At 54.4% G+C, this 21,343-nt stretch carries 18 protein-coding genes; 17 read left to right on the top strand and 1 reads right to left on the bottom strand.

Annotation, left to right across the window (positions count from 1 at the left end):
- Positions 1-5 precede the first annotated feature (5 nt).
- The 17 genes from dxr to IC803_RS10835 all read left to right on the top strand — a co-directional run bounded on the left by dxr (position 6) and on the right by IC803_RS10835 (position 20,867).
- Positions 6-1,154: a 1-deoxy-D-xylulose-5-phosphate reductoisomerase gene (gene dxr / locus IC803_RS10915; protein WP_081206900.1), complete on the top strand. Its 1,149-nt coding sequence runs from the start codon at positions 6-8 to the stop codon at positions 1,152-1,154.
- 2 nt (positions 1,155-1,156) lie between these two features.
- On the top strand, positions 1,157-2,422 hold the full coding sequence (gene rseP, locus IC803_RS10910) for an RIP metalloprotease RseP (protein WP_190304198.1): 1,266 nt from the start codon (positions 1,157-1,159) through the stop codon (positions 2,420-2,422).
- Between the two features lie 30 nt (positions 2,423-2,452).
- Positions 2,453-4,156 (top strand): proline--tRNA ligase, encoded by a 1,704-nt coding sequence (locus IC803_RS10905; protein WP_081206902.1) that lies wholly within the window; start codon positions 2,453-2,455, stop codon positions 4,154-4,156.
- 105 nt (positions 4,157-4,261) lie between these two features.
- The gene (locus tag IC803_RS10900) at positions 4,262-8,563 is read left to right on the top strand and encodes a PolC-type DNA polymerase III (RefSeq protein WP_081206903.1); all 4,302 of its coding nucleotides are present in this window, start codon (positions 4,262-4,264) and stop codon (positions 8,561-8,563) included.
- Between the two features lie 198 nt (positions 8,564-8,761).
- Positions 8,762-9,235: a ribosome maturation factor RimP gene (gene rimP / locus IC803_RS10895; RefSeq protein WP_081206904.1), complete on the top strand. Its 474-nt coding sequence runs from the start codon at positions 8,762-8,764 to the stop codon at positions 9,233-9,235.
- 24 nt (positions 9,236-9,259) lie between these two features.
- Complete coding sequence (gene nusA / locus IC803_RS10890) at positions 9,260-10,411, top strand: transcription termination factor NusA (RefSeq protein ID WP_081206905.1); 1,152 nt, start codon at positions 9,260-9,262, stop codon at positions 10,409-10,411.
- 12 nt (positions 10,412-10,423) lie between these two features.
- Positions 10,424-10,714, top strand: a complete 291-nt coding sequence (rnpM, locus tag IC803_RS10885; protein WP_081206906.1) for an RNase P modulator RnpM — start codon at positions 10,424-10,426, stop codon at positions 10,712-10,714.
- A complete protein-coding gene (locus IC803_RS10880) occupies positions 10,704-11,006 on the top strand; it encodes a YlxQ family RNA-binding protein (RefSeq protein ID WP_063166259.1) in 303 nt (100 codons plus the stop codon). The genes rnpM and IC803_RS10880 overlap by 11 nt, the downstream gene beginning before the upstream one ends.
- 19 nt (positions 11,007-11,025) lie before the next feature.
- A complete protein-coding gene (gene infB / locus IC803_RS10875; RefSeq protein WP_081206907.1) occupies positions 11,026-13,239 on the top strand; it encodes a translation initiation factor IF-2 in 2,214 nt (737 codons plus the stop codon).
- Positions 13,236-13,514: a DUF503 domain-containing protein gene (locus tag IC803_RS10870; protein ID WP_081206908.1), complete on the top strand. Its 279-nt coding sequence runs from the start codon at positions 13,236-13,238 to the stop codon at positions 13,512-13,514. Before infB ends, IC803_RS10870 begins: the two co-directional genes overlap by 4 nt.
- A gap of 15 nt (positions 13,515-13,529) precedes the next feature.
- On the top strand, positions 13,530-13,916 hold the full coding sequence (gene rbfA, locus IC803_RS10865; RefSeq protein WP_081206909.1) for a 30S ribosome-binding factor RbfA: 387 nt from the start codon (positions 13,530-13,532) through the stop codon (positions 13,914-13,916).
- Between the two features lie 53 nt (positions 13,917-13,969).
- Positions 13,970-14,878, top strand: a complete 909-nt coding sequence (gene truB / locus IC803_RS10860) for a tRNA pseudouridine(55) synthase TruB (protein ID WP_081206910.1) — start codon at positions 13,970-13,972, stop codon at positions 14,876-14,878.
- Between the two features lie 41 nt (positions 14,879-14,919).
- A complete protein-coding gene (ribF, locus tag IC803_RS10855; protein ID WP_143421062.1) occupies positions 14,920-15,900 on the top strand; it encodes a bifunctional riboflavin kinase/FAD synthetase in 981 nt (326 codons plus the stop codon).
- Positions 15,901-15,987: 87 nt separating this feature from the next.
- Complete coding sequence (gene rpsO, locus IC803_RS10850; RefSeq protein ID WP_081206912.1) at positions 15,988-16,257, top strand: 30S ribosomal protein S15; 270 nt, start codon at positions 15,988-15,990, stop codon at positions 16,255-16,257.
- A gap of 137 nt (positions 16,258-16,394) precedes the next feature.
- The gene (gene pnp, locus IC803_RS10845; protein ID WP_081206913.1) at positions 16,395-18,563 is read left to right on the top strand and encodes a polyribonucleotide nucleotidyltransferase; all 2,169 of its coding nucleotides are present in this window, start codon (positions 16,395-16,397) and stop codon (positions 18,561-18,563) included.
- Positions 18,564-18,649: 86 nt separating this feature from the next.
- The gene (locus IC803_RS10840) at positions 18,650-19,633 is read left to right on the top strand and encodes a polysaccharide deacetylase family protein (protein WP_081206914.1); all 984 of its coding nucleotides are present in this window, start codon (positions 18,650-18,652) and stop codon (positions 19,631-19,633) included.
- Positions 19,620-20,867 (top strand): M16 family metallopeptidase, encoded by a 1,248-nt coding sequence (locus IC803_RS10835; RefSeq protein ID WP_081206915.1) that lies wholly within the window; start codon positions 19,620-19,622, stop codon positions 20,865-20,867. Before IC803_RS10840 ends, IC803_RS10835 begins: the two co-directional genes overlap by 14 nt.
- Positions 20,868-20,941: 74 nt before the next feature.
- Here the strand turns inward: IC803_RS10835 and IC803_RS10830 are convergent, their stop codons facing one another.
- Positions 20,942-21,184, bottom strand: coding sequence for a YlmC/YmxH family sporulation protein (locus IC803_RS10830; protein WP_020959397.1), 243 nt, complete (start codon positions 21,182-21,184; stop codon positions 20,942-20,944).
- Between the last annotated feature and the right edge of the window lie 159 nt (positions 21,185-21,343).

The following is a 21,343-nucleotide window of genomic DNA, read 5'->3' as shown; positions in this document are numbered from 1 at the left end:
AAACGTTGAAATATATTAGTATATTAGGGGCAAGCGGATCGATCGGCACACAAACGCTCGATGTGATCCGCGCCCATCCGGACAAATTCCGCTTAGCCGCGGCATCAGTCGGGAGAAATATTGAAGCGGCACGGCAGCTGATCGCTGAATTTTCTCCCCCCCTCGTCGCGATCGCCGACCGCGGCGCCTATGAGACGCTTTGCAGCGAGTACGGCGGACGGACAACGATCGTGTATGGGGAGGAAGGGCTGATTGAAGCAGCTGTATTCCCGCAAGCGGACATCGTCGTCACCGCTGTCGTCGGCAGCGTCGGGCTTGTGCCGACGTTAAAAGCGATGGAGGCGGGAAAAACGATCGCCCTCGCCAATAAAGAGACGCTTGTTGTCGCCGGGCATCTTGTTATGGCGGCGGCAGAGAAGCACGGTGTGCCGCTGCTGCCGGTCGACAGTGAACATTCCGCCATTTTTCAATGTTTGCAAGGAGAGAAGCACGAGCACGTCGAGAAGCTTATTCTCACGGCGTCCGGAGGCAGCTTCCGCGACAGGACGCGCGAGGAGCTTGCCCATGTGACGGTTGAAGAGGCGCTTCGCCATCCGAACTGGTCAATGGGAGCGAAAATTACGATCGATTCGGCGACGATGATGAACAAAGGATTTGAAGTGATTGAAGCCCATTGGCTGTTTCGGCTTCCGTATGAGCGGATCGAGGTCGTGCTGCACCGAGAAAGCGTCATCCATTCGCTCGTCGAGTTTCGCGATACAAGCGTCCTCGCTCAGCTTGGCACGCCGGATATGCGCGTTCCGATCCAATATGCGTTGACGTATCCGGAGCGGCTGCCGCTTTCTGTCGCGAAACCGCTAAATTTGGCGGCGCTAGGGGCGCTCCATTTCGCGCCGGTTGATTTTGACCGCTACCGTTGTCTGCGGCTCGCCTATGAAGCTGGGAAACGCGGCGGCTCGCTGCCGGCGGTCTTAAATGCGGCCAACGAGGAGGCGGTGGCTGCCTTTTTGGCCGGCCGCATTCCGTTTTTAGCGATCGAGGAGTGGATCGAGCGCGCTCTTGAGCGCCATCGTCCGGTGAGCGATCCGCAGCTTGAGGAGATTCGCGAAATCGACGCGGACACGCGCGCTTATGTTCGCTCACTACTATCGTAAAGGTGGTTGAAACGTTGGAAACGATCATTTCGTTTATTGTCGTCTTTGGCGCCCTCGTGTTTTTTCACGAGCTCGGCCATTTGCTGTTAGCGAAGCGGGCCGGCATTCTTTGCCGCGAGTTCGCCATCGGTTTCGGGCCGAAAGTGTTTTCGTTTAAGAAAAACGAAACGGTATATACGATTCGGCTTCTCCCGCTTGGAGGCTTCGTGCGCATGGCCGGCGAAGATCCGGAAATGATTGAACTGAAGCGCGGGCAAGTCGTCGGCTTGCTGCTTGATGGCGAAGGGCAGGTAGAGAAAATCGTCATCAATCATAAGGACGATTACCCGAACGCCCGGGTGATTGAGGTGGAAGACGCTGATTTGGAGCATGGTATGTATGTGACTGGCTATGCCGACGGGGAGCGGCTTGAGCGTTTTGCCATCAAAGAGCCGGCGTTTTTCGTCGCCGACCGCCAAGAAATTCAAATCGCCCCGTACCATCGCCAGTTTGCTTCGAAAACGCTCGGACAACGGACGATGGCGATTTTGGCCGGACCGCTCGCCAACTTTATTCTGGCTCTTGTCGTTTTTATTTTGATCGGCCTCTTGCAAGGCTATCCGGTCGACAAGCCGGTCATCGGCGAGCTGACGCCGGAAGGGGCGGCGCGTGCGGCAGGCTTGAAGCAAGGGGACGAAGTGATCGCGATCAACGGCGAACGGATGGAAACATGGACGGAAATTGTCAATACGATTCGCGCCCATCCGAACGAACCGCTTCAGTTTCAAATTGAGCGGAACGGGAAAGAAATGAATGTGACGGTCACCCCGGAAGAGAAAACGATCCAAGGGGAGACGATCGGCTTAATCGGGGTGTACCAGCCGATGGAAAAATCGGTGTTCGGTTCAGTGAAACAAGGGCTTGTGGAGACGTACTATTGGACGCGGCAAATTTTAGTCGGACTCGGCCAATTGATCACCGGCCAATTTCAGCTTGATATGTTGTCAGGGCCGGTCGGCATCGCCGTATCGACCGGAAAGGTCGCTGAGTCCGGCATTTACTACTTGATGAAATGGGGAGCGATTTTGAGCATCAACCTTGGGATTGTCAACTTGTTGCCATTGCCGGCGCTAGACGGCGGGCGACTCCTCTTTTTCGCCATTGAAGCGGTGCGCGGCAAGCCGGTCGACCGCCAAAAAGAAGGAATGGTCCATTTTATCGGCTTCGCCTTGCTCATGCTGCTCATGCTTGTGGTGACATGGAACGACATTCAAAAATTCTTCCTATAATGACAGAGAGAGAAAACGAGGTGGCTATTGATGAGACAAAGTCAAGCGTTTATTCCGACATTGCGTGAAGTGCCGGCGGACGCGGAGGTAAAAAGCCATCAGCTCCTGTTGCGGGCCGGTTTCATCCGCCAAAGCGCGAGCGGCGTCTATACGTTTTTGCCGCTCGGGCAGCGTGTTTTGCAAAAAGTGGAAGCGATCATCCGTGAGGAGATGAATCGCATCGGGGCGATGGAGCTTCTCATGCCGGCCTTGCAGCCGGCTGAGCTTTGGCAGCAGTCCGGGCGCTGGTATTCGTACGGACCGGAGCTCATGCGCCTGAAAGACCGCCATGAGCGCGATTTCGCCCTCGGGCCGACGCATGAAGAGATGATTACGACGATCGTCCGCGATGAGGTGAAAACGTATAAGCGGCTGCCGCTTGTTTTGTACCAAATTCAAACGAAATTCCGAGATGAAAAGCGCCCGCGCTTCGGACTGCTGCGCGGCCGCGAGTTCATCATGAAAGACGCGTATTCGTTCCATACATCGAAAGAAAGTTTGGACGAAACGTACAATCACATGTATGAAGCGTACGCGAACATTTTCCGTCGCTGCGGGTTAAACTTCCGCGCCGTCATCGCCGACTCGGGGGCGATCGGCGGGAAAGACACGCACGAGTTTATGGTGTTATCTGACATCGGCGAGGATACGATCGCCTATTCCGATGCGTCCGACTATGCGGCCAACATTGAAATGGCGCCGGTCGTCGCCACGTATGAAAAACGTGATGAGCCGCCGGCCGAACTGAAAAAAGTGGCGACCCCGGGGCAAAAAACGATCGCCGAAGTCGCTTCATATTTGCAAGTCGCGCCAGAACGCTGCATCAAATCGCTCTTGTTTAACGTCGATGGCCGCTATGTGCTTGTGCTCGTCCGCGGCGACCATGAGGCGAACGATGTGAAAGTGAAAAACGTGCTCGATGCCACGGTCGTTGAGTTAGCGGCGCCGGACGAAACAGAACGGGTGATGAACTGCCCGGTCGGCTCGCTCGGCCCGATCGGCGTCAGTGAAGAGGTGACGATTATCGCCGATCATGCCGTCGCGGCGATCGTCAACGGCGTCTGCGGCGCCAATGAGGAAGGATATCATTATACGGGCGTCAACCCAGACCGCGATTTTACCGTCAGCCAATATGCGGATTTGCGTTTTGTCCAAGAAGGCGACCCGTCCCCGGACGGGAACGGGACGATCCGTTTCGCCCGCGGCATTGAAGTCGGGCACGTATTTAAGCTCGGCACGAAATATAGCGAAGCGATGAACGCCGTATACTTGGATGAAAACGGCCAGACGCAGACGATGATTATGGGCTGCTACGGCATCGGCGTCTCTCGGCTTGTCGCGGCGATCGCCGAGCAGTTCGCCGATGAGAATGGGCTCGTCTGGCCGGCTTCGGTCGCGCCGTTCCACGTTCATTTGCTGACGGCGAACGCAAAAAGCGATGAACAGCGCGCGTTGGCGGAAGAATGGTATGGAAAACTCGGACAGGCTGGGTTTGACGTGTTGTATGACGACCGTCCGGAACGGGCCGGGGTGAAGTTTGCCGACAGCGATTTGATCGGCATCCCGCTTCGCGTCACCGTCGGCAAGCGGGCGAGTGAAGGTGTGGTTGAAGTAAAAGTTCGGAAAACAGGTGAAACGTTTGATGTGCCGGTCAGTGAGCTGATCGAAACAGTGCGCCGTCTTTTGCAAGGATAAACGAACGGCGCCGGCGGAAGAGAACCCGTTTCTTTTTCGCCGGCGCTGTTGCCGTTTGTATGGTATGATAGGAACAGAGAAACGATTTCGTTGAGAGGGGAAGTCATGGTTACGAAAGAACAAAAAGAGCGGTTTCTCGTATTGCTCGAGCAGCTGAAAATGACGTCGGATGAGTGGATGCCGTATTTCCGTGAGGCGGCCATTCGCAAAGTCGTGATTGATAAAGAGGAAAAAAGTTGGCACTTTCATTTCCAATTCGCAAACGTGTTGCCAATTGACGTGTACAAGCCGTTTACGGATCGGCTGGCGGCGGCATTCCGCCATATCGCTGCCGTCCGGCATACGGTGCATGTGGAAGCGCCGCATGTGACCGAAACAGATGTGCAGGCGTATTGGCCGCTTTGCCTCGAACAGCTGCAAGAAGGCGTGTCGCCGCTCGTCGATTTGCTCAGCCGACAGACGCCGGCGGTGAAAGGAAACAAGCTCTTTGTCACCGCCCGCCATGAGGCGGAAGCGTTGGCAGTCAAGCGGCGATTCGCCAAAAAAATCGCCAATGTATACGCTTCATTCGGGTTTCCTCTCCTTCATCTCGAAGTCAGCATTCAGCCGGCTGAACAGGAAATGGAGCAGTTTTTGGCGCAAAAACAGCAAGAAGATGAAGAGCGGGCGCTCGCTGTGCTGACGGATTTGGCGAAGGAGGAGGAAAAAGCGGCGGCTTCTCCGTCCGGCCCGCTTGTCATCGGCTACCCGATCCGCGACGAGGAGCCGGTGCGCCCGCTCGAGACGATCGTCGAGGAAGAGCGGCGCGTCGTCGTGCAAGGGTATGTGTTTGACGCTGAAGTGAGCGAACTCAAAAGCGGCCGTACACTGCTGACGGCAAAAATCACGGATTACACGAACTCCATTTTAGTCAAAATGTTCTCGCGCGACAAAGAAGACGCCGCGCTGATGGCCGGCGTGAAAAAAGGCATGTGGGTGAAAGTGCGCGGCAGCGTGCAAAACGATACGTTCGTCCGCGATTTAGTCATCATCGCCAACGATTTAAACGAAGTGGCGGCGAACGAGCGGCGCGACACGGCGCCGGAAGGGGAAAAACGGGTCGAGCTCCATTTGCACACGCCGATGAGCCAAATGGATGCCGTCACTTCCGTGGCGAAGCTCATTGAGCAGGCGAAAAAATGGGGCCACCCGGCGATTGCCGTCACCGACCATGCCGTTGTTCAATCATTTCCGGAAGCGTACAGTGCGGCGAAAAAACACGGTGTGAAAGTGTTGTATGGCATGGAGGCGAACGTCGTTGACGACGGGGTGCCGATCGCCTACAATGAGGAGCACCGCCGGCTTTCCGATGAGACGTATGTCGTCTTTGACGTCGAAACGACGGGATTGTCAGCCGTATACAACACGATCATCGAGCTGGCGGCGGTGAAAGTGAAAGACGGTGAAATCATCGACCGGTTTATGTCGTTTGCCAATCCGCACCATCCGTTGTCGGTGACGACGATGGAACTGACCGGCATTACCGATGAGATGGTGAAAGACGCCCCGGATGTCGAAGACGTGCTCCGCCGTTTTATCGAGTGGGCCGGCGATTCGACGCTTGCCGCCCATAACGCCAGCTTTGACATCGGTTTTTTAAATGCAGGGCTTACGAAGATGGGGTTTGGCAAAGTCATCAATCCGGTCATCGATACGCTTGAACTCGCCCGCTTTTTATATCCGGATTTGAAAAACCACCGTCTCAACACGCTTTGCAAAAAGTTTGACATTGAATTGACACAGCACCATCGCGCCATTTATGACGCTGAGGCGACCGGTCATTTGCTCATGCGGCTGTTAAAAGAAGCAGAAGAGCGGGGCATTTTGTACCACGATGAGTTGAACAGCCGCACGCATAGCGAAGCATCATATCGGCTGTCGCGCCCGTTTCACGTGACGCTGTTGGCGCAAAACGAGACGGGGCTGAAAAATTTGTTTAAGCTCGTTTCCTTGTCGCACGTTGAGTATTTCCACCGCGTGCCGCGCATTCCGCGCTCCGTGCTTGTGAAGCACCGCGACGGCTTGCTTGTCGGTTCGGGCTGCGACAAAGGGGAGCTGTTTGATAACTTGATCCAAAAGGCGCCGGAGGAAGTGGAAGAGATCGCCCGCTTTTACGATTTCCTTGAGGTGCATCCGCCCGAGGTGTATCAGCCGCTGATCGAGATGGATTATGTCAAAGATGAGGAAATGATTAAAGACATTATTCGCAGCATCGTCGCCCTCGGCGAGAAGCTGAACATCCCGGTCGTCGCCACCGGCAACGTCCATTACTTAAATCCGGAAGATAAAATTTACCGGAAAATTTTAATCCACTCGCAAGGCGGAGCGAACCCGCTCAACCGGCACGAGCTGCCGGATGTCTATTTCCGCACGACGGATGAAATGCTTGACTGTTTCTCGTTTTTAGGGACGGAAAAAGCGAAAGAAATCGTCGTCGACAACACGCAAAAAATCGCCTCGTTAATCGGCGACGTCAAACCGATTAAAGACGAGCTGTATACGCCGCGCATTGAGGGGGCGGAAGAGGAAATCCGGGAAATGAGCTATCGGCGGGCGAAGGAAATTTATGGCGATCCATTGCCGAAGCTCGTCGAAGAGCGGCTCGAAAAAGAGCTGAAAAGCATCATCGGCCACGGCTTTGCCGTCATTTATTTAATTTCACATAAACTGGTGAAAAAATCGCTTGATGACGGCTATCTCGTCGGATCGCGCGGGTCGGTCGGCTCGTCGTTTGTCGCGACGATGACCGAAATTACCGAAGTGAACCCGCTGCCGCCGCATTACGTCTGCCCGAACTGCAAACATTCCGAGTTTTTTAATGACGGCTCGGTCGGCTCAGGCTTTGACTTGCCAGATCAAAACTGCCCGCAATGCGGGGCGAAATACAAAAAAGACGGGCACGACATCCCGTTTGAGACGTTCCTCGGCTTTAAAGGCGATAAAGTGCCGGATATTGACTTGAACTTCTCGGGGGAATACCAGCCGCGCGCCCATAACTATACGAAAGTGCTGTTTGGCGAAGACAACGTCTACCGCGCCGGCACGATCGGCACGGTTGCCGACAAAACGGCGTACGGGTTTGTCAAAGGCTATGCGAGCGACCATAACCTAGAGTTGCGCGGCGCGGAAATCGACCGGCTTGCGGCCGGCTGCACCGGGGTGAAACGGACGACCGGTCAGCACCCGGGCGGCATTATCGTCGTTCCGGATTACATGGAAATTTACGACTTTACGCCGATTCAATATCCGGCTGATGATACGTCATCGGAGTGGCGGACGACCCATTTTGACTTCCACTCGATTCACGATAATTTGCTGAAGCTTGATATTCTTGGGCACGACGATCCGACCGTCATCCGCATGTTGCAAGATTTAAGCGGCATTGATCCGAAGACCATTCCGACCGACGACCCGGACGTGATGGGCATTTTCAGCAGCACGGAGCCGCTTGGCGTCACGCCGGAGCAAATTATGTGCAACGTCGGCACGATCGGCATTCCGGAGTTTGGCACGCGCTTCGTCCGGCAAATGTTGGAAGAAACAAAACCAAAAACGTTTTCTGAGCTCGTGCAAATTTCCGGGTTGTCGCACGGCACCGACGTCTGGCTCGGCAATGCACAAGAGCTCATCCAAAACGGCACGTGCACGCTGTCGGAAGTGATCGGCTGCCGCGACGACATTATGGTATATCTCATTTACCGCGGGCTCGAGCCGTCGTTGGCGTTTAAAATTATGGAATCGGTGCGCAAAGGGAAAGGCTTGACGCCGGAATTTGAAGCGGAAATGCGCAAGCATGACGTGCCGGAGTGGTACATCGATTCGTGCAAAAAAATCAAATACATGTTCCCGAAAGCGCACGCCGCCGCCTACGTGTTAATGGCGGTGCGCATCGCCTATTTTAAAGTGCACCATCCGCTCTTGTATTACGCGTCATACTTTACGGTGCGGGCGGAAGATTTCGACCTTGACGCCATGATCAAAGGCTCGGCCGCCATTCGCAGGCGGATTGAAGAAATTAACGCCAAAGGCATCCAGGCTACAGCGAAAGAGAAAAGTTTGCTTACCGTGCTTGAGGTGGCGCTGGAAATGTGCGAGCGCGGCTTTTCCTTTAAAAATATTGACTTGTATCGCTCGCAGGCGACCGAGTTTGTCATTGACGGCCGTTCGCTCATTCCGCCGTTTAACGCCATTCCGGGTCTCGGGACGAACGTCGCGCAAAACATCGTGCGCGCCCGCGAAGAAGGGGAGTTTTTGTCGAAAGAGGATTTGCAGCAGCGCGGCAAAGTGTCGAAAACGCTCCTTGAATATCTCGAAAGCCGCGGCTGCCTCGACTCGCTTCCGGATCACAACCAGCTGTCTCTGTTCTGACGGACGGTTTTTCGTTGCAATATATTTCCCAATGTGTTATAGTTTTAGTGGAATTGGCAAAGATAATGGCAAGCAAAGAGTGGGGAAACCCACTCTTTCGTCTTGAATTGGCATCCGTCTTTCGTTCATTCCCCGCCCTGTGCAGGGGATTTTCTCATTATGCCATACATGCAGGTTTGCTCGGTAAGGAGGAAAACGATGAGCAAAAAAGTGACAGAAACGGTCGAACAGCTTGTCACGCCGATTTTGAATGAGATGGAATTGGAATTAGTAGACATTGAATATGTGAAAGAGGGAAAAAACTGGTTTTTGCGCGTTTTTATTGATTCAGACGACGGGGTCGATATTGAACAATGCGGCGTCGTCAGTGAAAAGCTGAGCGAAAAGCTCGATGAGGTTGATCCGATTCCGCACAACTATTTTTTAGAAGTCTCGTCGCCGGGGGCGGAGCGGCCGTTAAAAAATGAAAAAGATTTTGTCAAAGCGATTGGGAAACATGTATATATCAAAACGTATGAGCCCATTGCAGGAGAAAAGCAGTTTGAAGGCGAATTAACCGCCTTTGACGGAACGACCGTCACGCTGTCGGTCAAAGACCGCGGACGGCAAAAAACGGTCGCCATTCCGTATGAAAAAGTGGCGAGCGCAAGACTAGCCGTCATTTTCTTCTAATGATAAAAGGGGGATTTTCGTTTCATGAACACGCAGTTGCTTGAGGCGTTAGCCGATCTGATGCGGGAAAAAGGCATCAGCAAAGAAGTCGTCATGGAAGCGATTGAAGCGGCGCTCGTTTCAGCGTATAAACGCAACTTCGGACAGGCGCAAAACGTGCGTGTCGATTTAAATATGGACACGGGAACGATCCGGGTGCTCGCCCGCAAAGATGTCGTTGAAGAGGTGATCGACCCGCGCCTTGAAATTTCGCTCGAGGAGGCGCAGCGACTCAACCCGAACTACCAAATCGGCGACGTCGTCGAACTCGAAGTGACGCCGCGCGATTTCGGCCGCATCGCCGCGCAGACGGCGAAACAAGTCGTTACCCAGCGCGTGCGCGAAGCGGAGCGGAGCATCATTTACGCCGAATTCGTCGACCGGGAAGAGGACATTATGACCGGCATCGTCCAGCGCATTGACCCGCGCTTTGTCTATGTCAGCCTCGGCAAAGCGGAAGCGCTCCTGCCGGCGAACGAGCAAATGCCGAACGAAACGTACAAACCGCACGATCGGCTGAAAGTCTACATTACAAAAGTGGAAAAAACGACGAAAGGGCCGCAAATTTTCGTCTCCCGCACCCATCCGGGCTTGCTGAAGCGGCTGTTTGAGCTTGAAGTGCCGGAAATTTACGACGGCACGGTTGAAATTAAATCGATCGCCCGTGAAGCCGGCGACCGCTCAAAAATTTCCGTTCATTCCGACAATCCGGAAGTCGATCCGGTTGGCGCTTGCGTCGGGCCAAAGGGGCAGCGCGTGCAGGCGATCGTCGATGAGCTGAACGGGGAAAAAATTGATATCGTCCGCTGGTCGGCTGACCCGGTCGAGTTTGTCGCCAACGCGCTAAGCCCAGCGAAAGTGCTGCGCGTCATCGTGAATGAAGAACAAAAGGCGACGACCGTCATCGTCCCGGACTACCAGCTGTCGCTCGCCATCGGCAAGCGTGGGCAAAACGCCCGGCTGGCCGCAAAATTGACCGGCTGGAAAATCGATATTAAAAGCGAATCGGAAGCGCGGGAAATGGGCATCGACCCGCATGCGCCATCCACTTCGCTTGATTTCGACGGCGTGACGGCCGATAATGAAAATAGTGATGAGAGCGGCCAGCCATTTGATGCAACGGCGGAAATCGAGTGAGGGGGAATGAAGATGGCAGCGCAAAAGAAAATTCCGTTGCGCAAATGCGTCGTCACCGGAGAGATGAAGCCGAAACGGGAAATGGTGCGCATCGTCCGTTCGAAAGAAGGGGACGTATCGATTGACCCGACCGGCAAAAAGGCGGGGCGCGGCGCGTATATTACCCTCGATCCGGAATGTATTTTGCAGGCGAAAAAGAAAAACATTTTGGCCCGCCATTTAAAAGCTGATATTGCCGATGCGCTGTATGAGGAGCTGCTCGCTTTGGCGGAAAAGGAGAAACAGGCAGGATATGAGAAGTAGCCGCTGGGCATCGCTGTTAGGGTTGGCGCAGCGAGCCGGAAAAGTCGTTTCCGGCGAGGGGCTTGTCGTGAAGGAAGTGCAGCGGGGCAAGGCGCGGCTCGTTTTGCTCTCGGAAGATGCATCGGCCAATACGGAAAAAAAAGTGACCGATAAATGTACGTTTTATGGCGTCCCGCTTTGCAAAGTGCCGGACCGGTATACGCTCGGCGGCGCGATCGGCAAAGACGCCCGCGTCGTCGTCGCTGTCACCGACGAAGGGTTCGCGCGCCAATTGCAAACGATGCTCGACTGATTTTTATGGGGGTGAATGTATGTCAAAAATGCGTGTGTACGAATACGCGAAAAAACATAACGTGCCAAGCAAGGACGTTATCCATAAATTGAAAGAAATGAACATTGAAGTGAACAACCATATGGCCATGCTCGAGGCTGATGTCGTCGAAAAGCTCGACCATCAGTACCGCCCAAACGCCGGGAAAAAAGAGGAGAAAAAAGCGGAAAAGAAAACGGAAAAGCCGAAGCGCCCGACGCCGGCGAAAGCCGCCGATTTTGTCGATGAGGAAATTTTTGATGACACGAAAGAAACGGCGAAGCCAGCGAAGAAGAAGGGAGCGGTGAAAGGAAAGGAAACGAAAAAAACAGAAGCGCAGCAGCAAGAAAAGAAGCTGTTCCAAGCGGCGAAGAAAAAAGGAAAAGGGCCGGCGAAAGGAAAAAAACAAGCCGCCCCGGCCGCGAAGCAGGCGCCGCAGCCGGCGAAAAAAGAAAAAGAGCTGCCGAAAAAAATTACGTTCGAAGGCTCGCTCACGGTGGCCGAATTGGCGAAAAAACTTGGCCGCGAGCCGTCGGAAATCATTAAAAAGCTGTTTATGCTCGGCGTGATGGCGACGATTAACCAAGATTTAGACAAGGATGCGATCGAGCTCATCTGCTCTGATTACGGCGTTGAAGTCGAAGAAAAAGTGACGATCGATGAAACGAATTTTGAAACGATCGAAATTGTCGATGCGCCAGAAGACTTAACCGAACGGCCGCCGGTCGTCACGATTATGGGGCACGTTGACCACGGGAAAACGACGCTTCTTGATGCGATCCGCCACTCGAAAGTAACCGAGCAGGAGGCGGGCGGCATTACCCAGCATATCGGCGCTTATCAAGTAACGGTCAACGGCAAAAAAATTACGTTCCTTGATACACCGGGGCATGAAGCGTTTACGACGATGCGGGCGCGCGGCGCGCAAGTGACGGATATCGTCATTCTTGTTGTCGCTGCCGATGACGGGGTCATGCCGCAGACGGTCGAGGCGATCAACCACGCCAAAGCGGCGAACGTGCCGATGATCGTCGCCATTAACAAAATGGATAAACCGGAAGCCAACCCGGATCGCGTCATGCAAGAGTTGATGGAGTACAACCTCGTTCCGGAAGAATGGGGCGGCGATACGATTTTCTGCAAGCTGTCGGCGAAAACGAAAGACGGCATTGACCAGCTGTTAGAAATGGTTTTGCTTGTCAGCGAAATGGAAGAATTAAAAGCGAACCCGAACCGACGCGCCATCGGCACGGTGATCGAAGCGAAGCTTGACAAAGGGCGCGGCCCGGTAGCGACGCTGCTCGTCCAAGCCGGCACGCTGAAAATCGGCGACCCGATCGTCGTCGGCACGACGTACGGGCGCGTGCGGGCGATGGTCAACGACAGTGGGCGGCGCGTCAAAGAAGCCGGCCCGTCGATGCCGGTTGAAATTACCGGGCTGCACGATGTGCCGCAAGCCGGCGACCGCTTTATGGTATTTGAAGATGAGAAGAAAGCGCGGCAAATTGGAGAAGCGCGGGCGCAGCGGCAGCTGCAGGAGCAGCGGAGCGTGAAAACGCGCGTCAGCTTGGACGATTTGTTTGAGCAAATTAAGCAAGGTGAAATGAAAGAGCTGAACTTGATCGTCAAAGCCGACGTCCAAGGATCGGTCGAAGCGCTTGTCGCCGCCTTGCAAAAAATCGATGTCGAAGGCGTGCGCGTGAAAATCATCCATGCGGCGGTCGGCGCCATTACGGAGTCGGATATTTTATTGGCAACGACCTCCAACGCGATCGTCATCGGCTTTAACGTCCGTCCGGACGCCAATGCGAAGCGCGCGGCCGAATCGGAAAACGTCGACATCCGCCTCCACCGCATCATTTACAACGTCATCGAAGAAATTGAAGCGGCGATGAAAGGGATGCTCGACCCGGAATACGAAGAAAAAGTGATCGGCCAGGCGGAAGTGCGGCAAACGTTCAAAGTGTCGAAAGTCGGCACGATCGCCGGGTGTTACGTCACCGACGGCAAAATCACCCGCGACAGCAAAGTGCGCCTGATCCGTCAAGGCATCGTCGTGTACGAAGGCGAAATCGACTCGCTCAAACGGTATAAAGACGATGTGCGCGAAGTGGCGCAAGGATATGAGTGCGGCGTGACCATCAAAAACTTCAACGATATTAAAGAAGGAGACGTCATCGAGGCGTACGTCATGCAGGAAGTGGCTCGGGCATGATCGGCTTCGCCTCATGCGAATGCATCATCTACAACGCCCGGTCGTTAAAAGACAAACGGGCTGTTCTTCAGCGGGTGATGACGAGAATCCGGCAAAAATATAACGTTTCTGTGGCCGAGCTTGATCATCAAGACGCATGGCAGCGGGCGAAAATCGGCCTTGTCGCCATTGCGTCAAGCCGGTCGGCGACCGAACGGGAGCTCGAGCGGGCGCTGGCCTTGATCGACTCGTTTCCCGAATTGGAGCGGGCCGCGACATCATTTGAGTGGTTGTAACCGAGGTGATGGGTGATGAACATACGGGCAACTCGCGTTGGCGAGCAAATGAAAAAAGAGTTGAGCGACATTATCGGCCGCAAGCTGAAAGACCCGCGCATCGGCTTTGTCACCGTAACCGATGTGCGCGTCACCGGCGACTTGCAGCAGGCAAAAGTGTACATCAGCGTCTTTGGCGACGACGAGCAGCGGGAAAACACGCTGAAGGCGCTCGAGAAAGCCAAAGGGTTTATTCGTTCGGAAATCGGTCAGCGCATCCGCCTGCGCAAAACGCCGGAAATTTTGTTCGAAATCGATGAAACCATCGAATACGGCAGCCGCATCGAACGATTGATCAGGCAAATTTCCGACGAGGACGGCCGCGGGCCGGAGGAGGCGAACGATGGATCGAACAATGGATAGACGAACCGTCTATCCATTTGCGTTAGTGAGTATGACACGGGAAGGGTGCGCCGATGGACGGGGTATTGCTGCTCAATAAACCGAAGGGGATGACGTCGCACGATTGTGTGGCGAAAGTGCGCCGCCTGCTGCGCATAAAAAAGGTCGGCCATACGGGCACGCTCGATCCGAACGTGTCCGGCGTGCTACCGATTTGTCTTGGCAAGGCGACGCGCATCGCTGAATTTTTAACCGGAGCGACAAAAACGTATGAAGGAGAAGTGACGCTTGGCGCAGCGACGACGACTGAAGACGCCGATGGCGATATCATCGCCGCCCGGCCGGTGGATCGGGCGATTGCGCGGGCGGAGATCGAAGCGGTATTTCGCAGCCTTACCGGAGACATCGAACAAACGCCGCCGATGTACTCGGCGGTGAAAGTGAATGGCAAAAAACTGTATGAATATGCGCGCGCCGGCATCGAAGTCGAACGTCCGGCGCGGCGTGTAACCATTTACGAGCTTGAGCTGCTTGATGAACGCGAGCAGTTCGCCGGGGCAACGGTGTCGTTTCGCTTTCGCGTCACGTGCAGCAAAGGCACGTACGTCCGTACGCTCGCCGTCACCATCGGTGAACGGCTCGGCTACCCGGCTCATATGTCCGATCTCATCCGCACAGCGTCCGGGCCGTTTCAGCTGGCCGACTGTGTAACGCTTGAAGAGGTCGAGCGCCGGGCGGCCGATGGGACGGCCGATGCCTTGCTCATTTCGGTCGAGCAAGCGCTTTTTCATTTGCCGAAATACGAAATCAATGATAAAGTAGCAGAGAAAGTAAAAAACGGGGCGCTGCTCCGTCTCCCCGCCTTTTTGCAGGAGCTTGACGGGCCGGTTGTGCTCGTGACGCCCGAGCGGGAGGCGCTGGCCCTGTACGTGAAGCATCCGGCGTGCCCCGGTGTGATGAAGCCGCTGAAAGTGTTTCGTTAACGCCGGGTGACATGCGGAAATGAAGAAGGTGGATCATTGATATGAAAACAGTATTTATTTCGCATCCACACCACTTCGAACGCCAGACGCTTCCCCCGACGGTGATGGCGCTCGGTTATTTCGACGGCATTCATCTCGGCCATCAAAAGGTGATCGCTACGGCAGTCGAGGTGGCCAAACAACGCGGGTATGAAAGTGCGGTGATGACGTTTCACCCTCATCCGTCCGTTGTGCTTGGCAAACAGCCGGAGCTTCGCTTGATCACCCCGCTCGGCAAAAAAGAGCAGCTGATCGCGGCGCTCGGGGTGGATCGGCTATATATCGTCGAATTTACGCCGGCGTTCGCCGGGCTGTTGCCGGAACAGTTTGTCGACCAATATTTGGACGGATTCCATGTGAAACATATTGTCGCCGGCTTTGATTTCACCTATGGGCGGTTCGGAAAAGGAACGATGGAGACGATGCCGCTCCATGCGCGCGGCCGCTTTGGGCAGACGGTCATTCCGAAGCTGACGGTCGACGGCGAGAAAGTAAGTTCCACACGCGTGCGGCAGCTCATTGAACAGGGGGCGGTCGAACAGCTTCCCCGCCTGCTTGGCCGCTTTTATGACATCGAAGGGACGGTCGTCACCGGGGAACGGCGCGGTCGGACGATCGGGTTTCCGACGGCGAACATCGCCTTAAACGGCGATTATTTATTGCCGGCAATCGGCGTCTATGCCGTCAAGGCGACGATTGGCGGGCAAGTATATGAAGGGGTGGCCAATATCGGCTACAAGCCGACGTTCCATGAGATGCGTGAAGGGCTGCCGAGCGTCGAAGTGCATCTATTTGAGTTTGCGCGCGACATTTACGGGGAAACGGTGGCGATTGAGTGGCACCGCCGCCTGCGGGGCGAGCGGAAGTTTGCGGGCGTCGCTGAGTTGACGGCGCAAATCGCCCGCGACAAAGAAGAAGCGGAGCAGCATTTCCGCCGCTTAGACGAAAAGACTTGCATTTTGCCGGAAAAAGAGGTATTCTAATCAATGTATGCGAACCGTTGCTTGGCCAGGCGAGTCACCGACGCCCGCTCGGCAACCGGGGATTTCAAGTTAGGGAGGTGAACGAGGATGGCATTGACGCAAGAGCGCAAACGTGAAATTATCGAGCAATTTAAAGTCCATGAGAACGACACCGGTTCTCCGGAAGTGCAAATTGCTATCCTGACGGAGCAAATCAACAACTTGAACGAGCATTTGCGCGTTCATAAAAAAGACCACCATTCACGGCGCGGCCTGCTGAAAATGGTTGGGAAACGCCGCAACTTATTGGCTTACTTGCGCAAGAAAGACGTGGCGCGCTACCGTGAATTGATTGAGAAACTTGGATTACGTCGATAAAAAAGCGGGAGCATTCCCGCTTTTTTGCTAGTTTATAGGCGCAGTTTGCGCGGCAGCTGATACAATGGCGCCAATTCGTCTATACTAATCATCAGCGGCATCCATATTTTTATACATAGAGAGGAGTACTCGTCTGTATGGAACAAGAGAAACGCGTGTTTTCCATCGATGTAGCCGGGCGTCCGCTCGTCATCGAGACCGGCGAGTTGGCGAAACAGGCGAACGGCGCGGCGCTCGTCCGCTACGGCGATACCGTTGTGCTGAGTACGGCCACCGCATCGCGGGAAGCGAAAAACGTCGACTTTTTCCCGCTGACCGTCAACTACGAGGAGCGGTTGTACGCCGTCGGGAAAATTCCGGGTGGGTTTATTAAGCGCGAAGGCCGTCCGAGCGAGAAAGCGATTTTGGCGAGCCGGCTCATCGACCGTCCGATTCGGCCGCTGTTTGCTGAAGGATTCCGCAACGAAGTGCAAGTCGTGTCCATGGTGATGAGCGTCGATCAAGACTGCTCGCCGGAAGTGGCGGCGTTAATCGGCTCGTCGGTGGCGCTGACCATTTCTGACATCCCGTTTGAAGGGCCAATCGCCGGTGTCATCGTCGGCCGCGTCGACGGCCAGTTTGTCGTCAACCCGACGGTCGAACAAATGGAAAAAAGCGATCTGCACCTCGTTGTGGCAGGCACGAAAGACGCGATCAACATGGTTGAAGCCGGCGCGGACGAGGTGCCGGAAGAAGTGATGCTGGAAGCGATCATGTTCGGCCATGAAGAAGTGAAACGGCTCATCGCTTTCCAAGAGGAAATCGCCGCCCAAGTCGGCAAAGAAAAAATGGAAGTTGTCCTATACGAGCCAGACCCGCAATTGGAAGCGGAAATCCGCCAGCTTGCGGAAGCCGATATTAAAAAGGCGGTGCAAGTGCCGGAGAAACTGGCGCGCGATGCCGCGATTGAGGACGTGAAAGCCGGCGTGATCGCGAAATATGAAGCGGAAGAAGCCGATGAAGAGAAGCTGAAGCAAGTGCAGGAAATTTTGCATAAGCTCGTCAAAGAGGAAGTGCGCCGCTTAATTACGGTTGAGAAAATTCGTCCCGACGGGCGCAAAGTGGATGAAATTCGTCCGCTGTCGTCAGCGGTTGGCGTCTTGCCGCGCACGCACGGCTCCGGTCTGTTCACGCGCGGGCAAACACAAGTGTTAAGCGTCTGCACACTCGGAGCGCTCGGTGATGTGCAAATTTTAGACGGGCTCGATCTCGAAGAATCGAAACGGTTCATGCACCATTACAACTTCCCGCCGTTTTCTGTCGGTGAAACGGGGCCGATGCGCGGGCCGGGGCGGCGTGAAATCGGGCACGGGGCGCTCGGCGAACGGGCGTTAGAGCCGGTCGTGCCGTCGGAGCGCGAGTTTCCGTATACGATCCGCCTTGTTTCCGAAGTGCTGGAATCGAACGGTTCGACGTCGCAAGCGAGCATTTGCGCGAGCACGCTGGCGATGATGGACGCCGGGGTGCCGATTAAAGCGCCGGTTGCCGGCATTGCCATGGGGCTTGTGAAAAATGAGGATCATTATACAATTTTGACGGATATTCAAGGCATTGAGGATCACCTTGGCGATATGGACTTTAAGGTCGCCGGCACGAGAAAAGGCGTCACGGCGCTGCAAATGGACATTAAAATTAAAGGACTGACGCGCGATATTTTGGAAGAAGCGCTGCAGCAGGCGCGCAAAGGACGGATGGAAATTTTAGACCATATGATGCAGACGTTGAGCGAGCCGCGTAAAGAGCTGTCCAAATATGCGCCAAAAATTTTGATCATGCACATCAATCCAGATAAAATCCGTGAAGTCATCGGGCCGAGCGGCAAACAAATCAACAAAATCATCGATGAAACCGGCGTAAAAATCGATATCGAACAAGACGGCACGATTTTCATCTCGTCTGTCGACGAGGCAGCCAACCAAAAAGCGAAGCAAATTATCGAAGATATCGTCCGCGAAGTTGAAGTGGGACAAGTGTATTTAGGCAAGGTGAAACGGATCGAAAAATTCGGCGCGTTCGTCGAGCTGTTTAACGGCAAAGACGGGCTCGTCCACATTTCCGAGCTCGCTGAAGAACGGGTTGGCAAGGTCGAGGACGTCGTCTCGATCGGCGATGAAATTTTAGTGAAAGTGACGGAGATCGATAAGCAAGGGCGCGTCAACTTGTCGCGCAAAGCGGTGCTGCGCGAGCAGCGCGGCGCCGAGGAGCCGCCGAAAGAGGCGCGGGAAAAACGAGGAAGACGGCCGGAGCGCCAACGCATGAAGCCTTAGGAATTTGTTTCTTAAGGCTCTTTTGTTATGTTCTAACGTGTCCCTCTACTACATATTTGTAGTAGTAAAAAAGGAGGGGGACAAGGGTGAACAACGGTTATGCTCGCTATATGGCGTTAGCGGTCATGTTCCTCATCGCTTGGGTGGCAGTTCATTGGCCGCCGGTCGGCGACTACATCGAGAGCTGGCGCCCCGCGGAAACGACGGCTGTGAAGAAACGTGACAAGTTGTACGAAACGATCGCCAAACAAGCAAAGCAATACGAAATTCCCGCTCAAGATGCGGTTATTGATAAAGTATGGAAGGCGACGCCCGGCTACAACGGGCTCGCGGTCGATATTGACGCTTCCTATAAAAACATGAAAAAAACAGGGACGTTCGATGAGCAGAAACTCGTGTTCCGCCAAGTGCCGCCGCGCATCCATTTGGACGATTTGCCGCCGGCGCCGATTTACCGCGGCCATCCCGACAAGCCGATGGTCTCGTTTTTAATCAATGTCGCCTGGGGGGAAGAATATATCCCTGATATGCTCGAGACGTTGAAAAAGCATGATGTCAAGGCGACGTTCTTTTTGGAAGGGCGATGGGTAAAAAATCACCCGGAGATGGCAAAAATGATAGCAGACGCCGGCCATGAAATCGGCAACCATTCCTACAGCCATCCGGATTTAAAAACGCTCAGCAGCGACAACATCCGCCGCGAGCTCGAGAAAACGAACGAAGTGATCGAAGCGGCGACCGCGGTCAAATGCAAGTGGTTCGCCCCGCCAAGCGGCAGCTATCGCGACGAGGTCGTCGAAATTGCCGCTGATCTTGGCATGAAGACGATTCTATGGAGTGTCGATACAATTGATTGGCAAAAACCGTCGCCATCTGTTATAGTGGAACGGGTAACATCGAAAGTCCATCCCGGCGCCATGATTTTAATGCATCCAACGATGCCGACGGCGGCCGCGCTTGATGAGCTGATCGTTTCGATTAAGCGCCAAGGCTACGCCATCGGCAGCTTAACGGCCTTATTCGACGAGAAAAGACTGGCAAAAAAACAGGAGGAACATGGAGTTGATTAACAAATATACGTGCAAAAACGGTGTGCGAATCGTGCTGGAGCAAATTCCGACTGTAAGATCGGTGGCCATCGGCGTATGGATCGGCACAGGCTCGCGCAATGAGACGGAACAAAATAACGGCATTTCCCATTTTTTAGAACACATGTTTTTTAAAGGGACGACCACACGCACGGCCCGGGACATTGCGGAAGCGTTCGACAGCATCGGCGGACAAGTGAACGCCTTTACATCCAAGGAGTATACGTGCTATTACGCGAAAGTGCTCGATGAACATGCACCGCTGGCGCTTGAGATGCTCGCTGATATGTTTTTCCACTCAACGTTCGTTGAGGATGAGCTGCAAAAAGAGCGCAGCGTCGTGCTTGAGGAAATCAAAATGTATGAAGATACGCCGGATGACATCGTCCATGACTTGCTCGGCAAAGCATGCTACGCGAACCACCCGCTCGGCTACCCGATTTTAGGCACGGAAGAGACGTTGCGCACGTTTACTGGCGACACGCTGCGCCAATATATGGCCGACTATTATACGCCGGACCGCGTCGTTGTTTCGGTTGCCGGCAACGTCGATGAGCGGTTTATCGGGGAGATTGAACGCTATTTCGGCTCGTTTACGGCCGCCAATAAGCCGGCCTCCTCCGGAACGCCGTCGTTCGTGCCGCAAAAGCTCGCGCGCAAAAAAGACACCGAGCAAGCGCACGTATGCATCGGATTCAAGGGGCTGCCGATCGGCCATCCGGACGCGTACCCGCTCCTTATTTTAAACAACATTTTAGGCGGCAGCATGAGCAGCCGGCTGTTTCAAGAAGTGCGTGAACAGCGCGGATTGGCGTATTCGGTCTTCTCATACCATTCCGCCTACCAAGACAGCGGCCTGCTCGCCATTTACGCCGGCACGGGAAGCGGCCAGCTTGACGTTTTGTTTGAAACGATCCAATGGACGCTGCGCCAGCTGACAGAAGACGGCATTACGGAAAAAGAGCTCCGCAACAGCAAAGAGCAAATGAAAGGAAGCTTGATGCTCGGGCTCGAAAGCACAAACAGCCGCATGAGCCGCAACGGCAAAAACGAGCTTCTTCTCGGCCGCCATCGATCGCTTGATGAAATTATCGAAGAGATCGAAAGTGTCACGGTCGAAAAAGTGAACGAGCTGGCGTGCGCAGTTTTCGAGGGAGACTATGCTCTCGCCCTCATCAGTCCCGACGGTATGCTGCCGCAGCCGCTCCGCTCCTAGCCGCCACCGGCACATAAAAAAGCTAACGACCTTTGTGAGGTTGTTAGCTTTTTCATTTTGTACAGCCTGCTCGATCACCCTTCTTCAGGGACGTCGATCATCACCATATCGGCGCCGATTTTGCGGATATATTTCCACGGCACGCGAATTTCTTGTCCGTCTTTGCGAAACCCGAACCATTTTCCAGTCGGAATGAGCAGCGCCTCAACTTGCCCGGTTTGCTCGTTGATTTCCAAATCGGTTTGCCCGAGCACCCCGAGCCGCTCAGCCCGCCTCACATCGACGATTTCTTTGCCGCTTAATTCGCTCAGCCTCACGCTTGTTTCCCCCTCTTCGCGTCTTTATTTCTATTGTAAGGAACAAAACAGAAAAAAATGACTGCCGCCGGCCGGAAACGGAATATATTGCCCATTTTTCCCGCCAAGGATATTCACCTATATTTTCCCTCCGACATAAGATGGGAAAAGAAACGGAGC

The sequence above is a fragment of the Geobacillus sp. 46C-IIa genome (assembly GCF_014679505.1).
Classification (GTDB): Bacteria; Bacillota; Bacilli; order Bacillales; family Anoxybacillaceae; genus Geobacillus.
The sequence above is the reverse complement of the archived record's forward strand: the minus strand, read 5'-3'. Positions and strand labels throughout refer to the sequence as shown.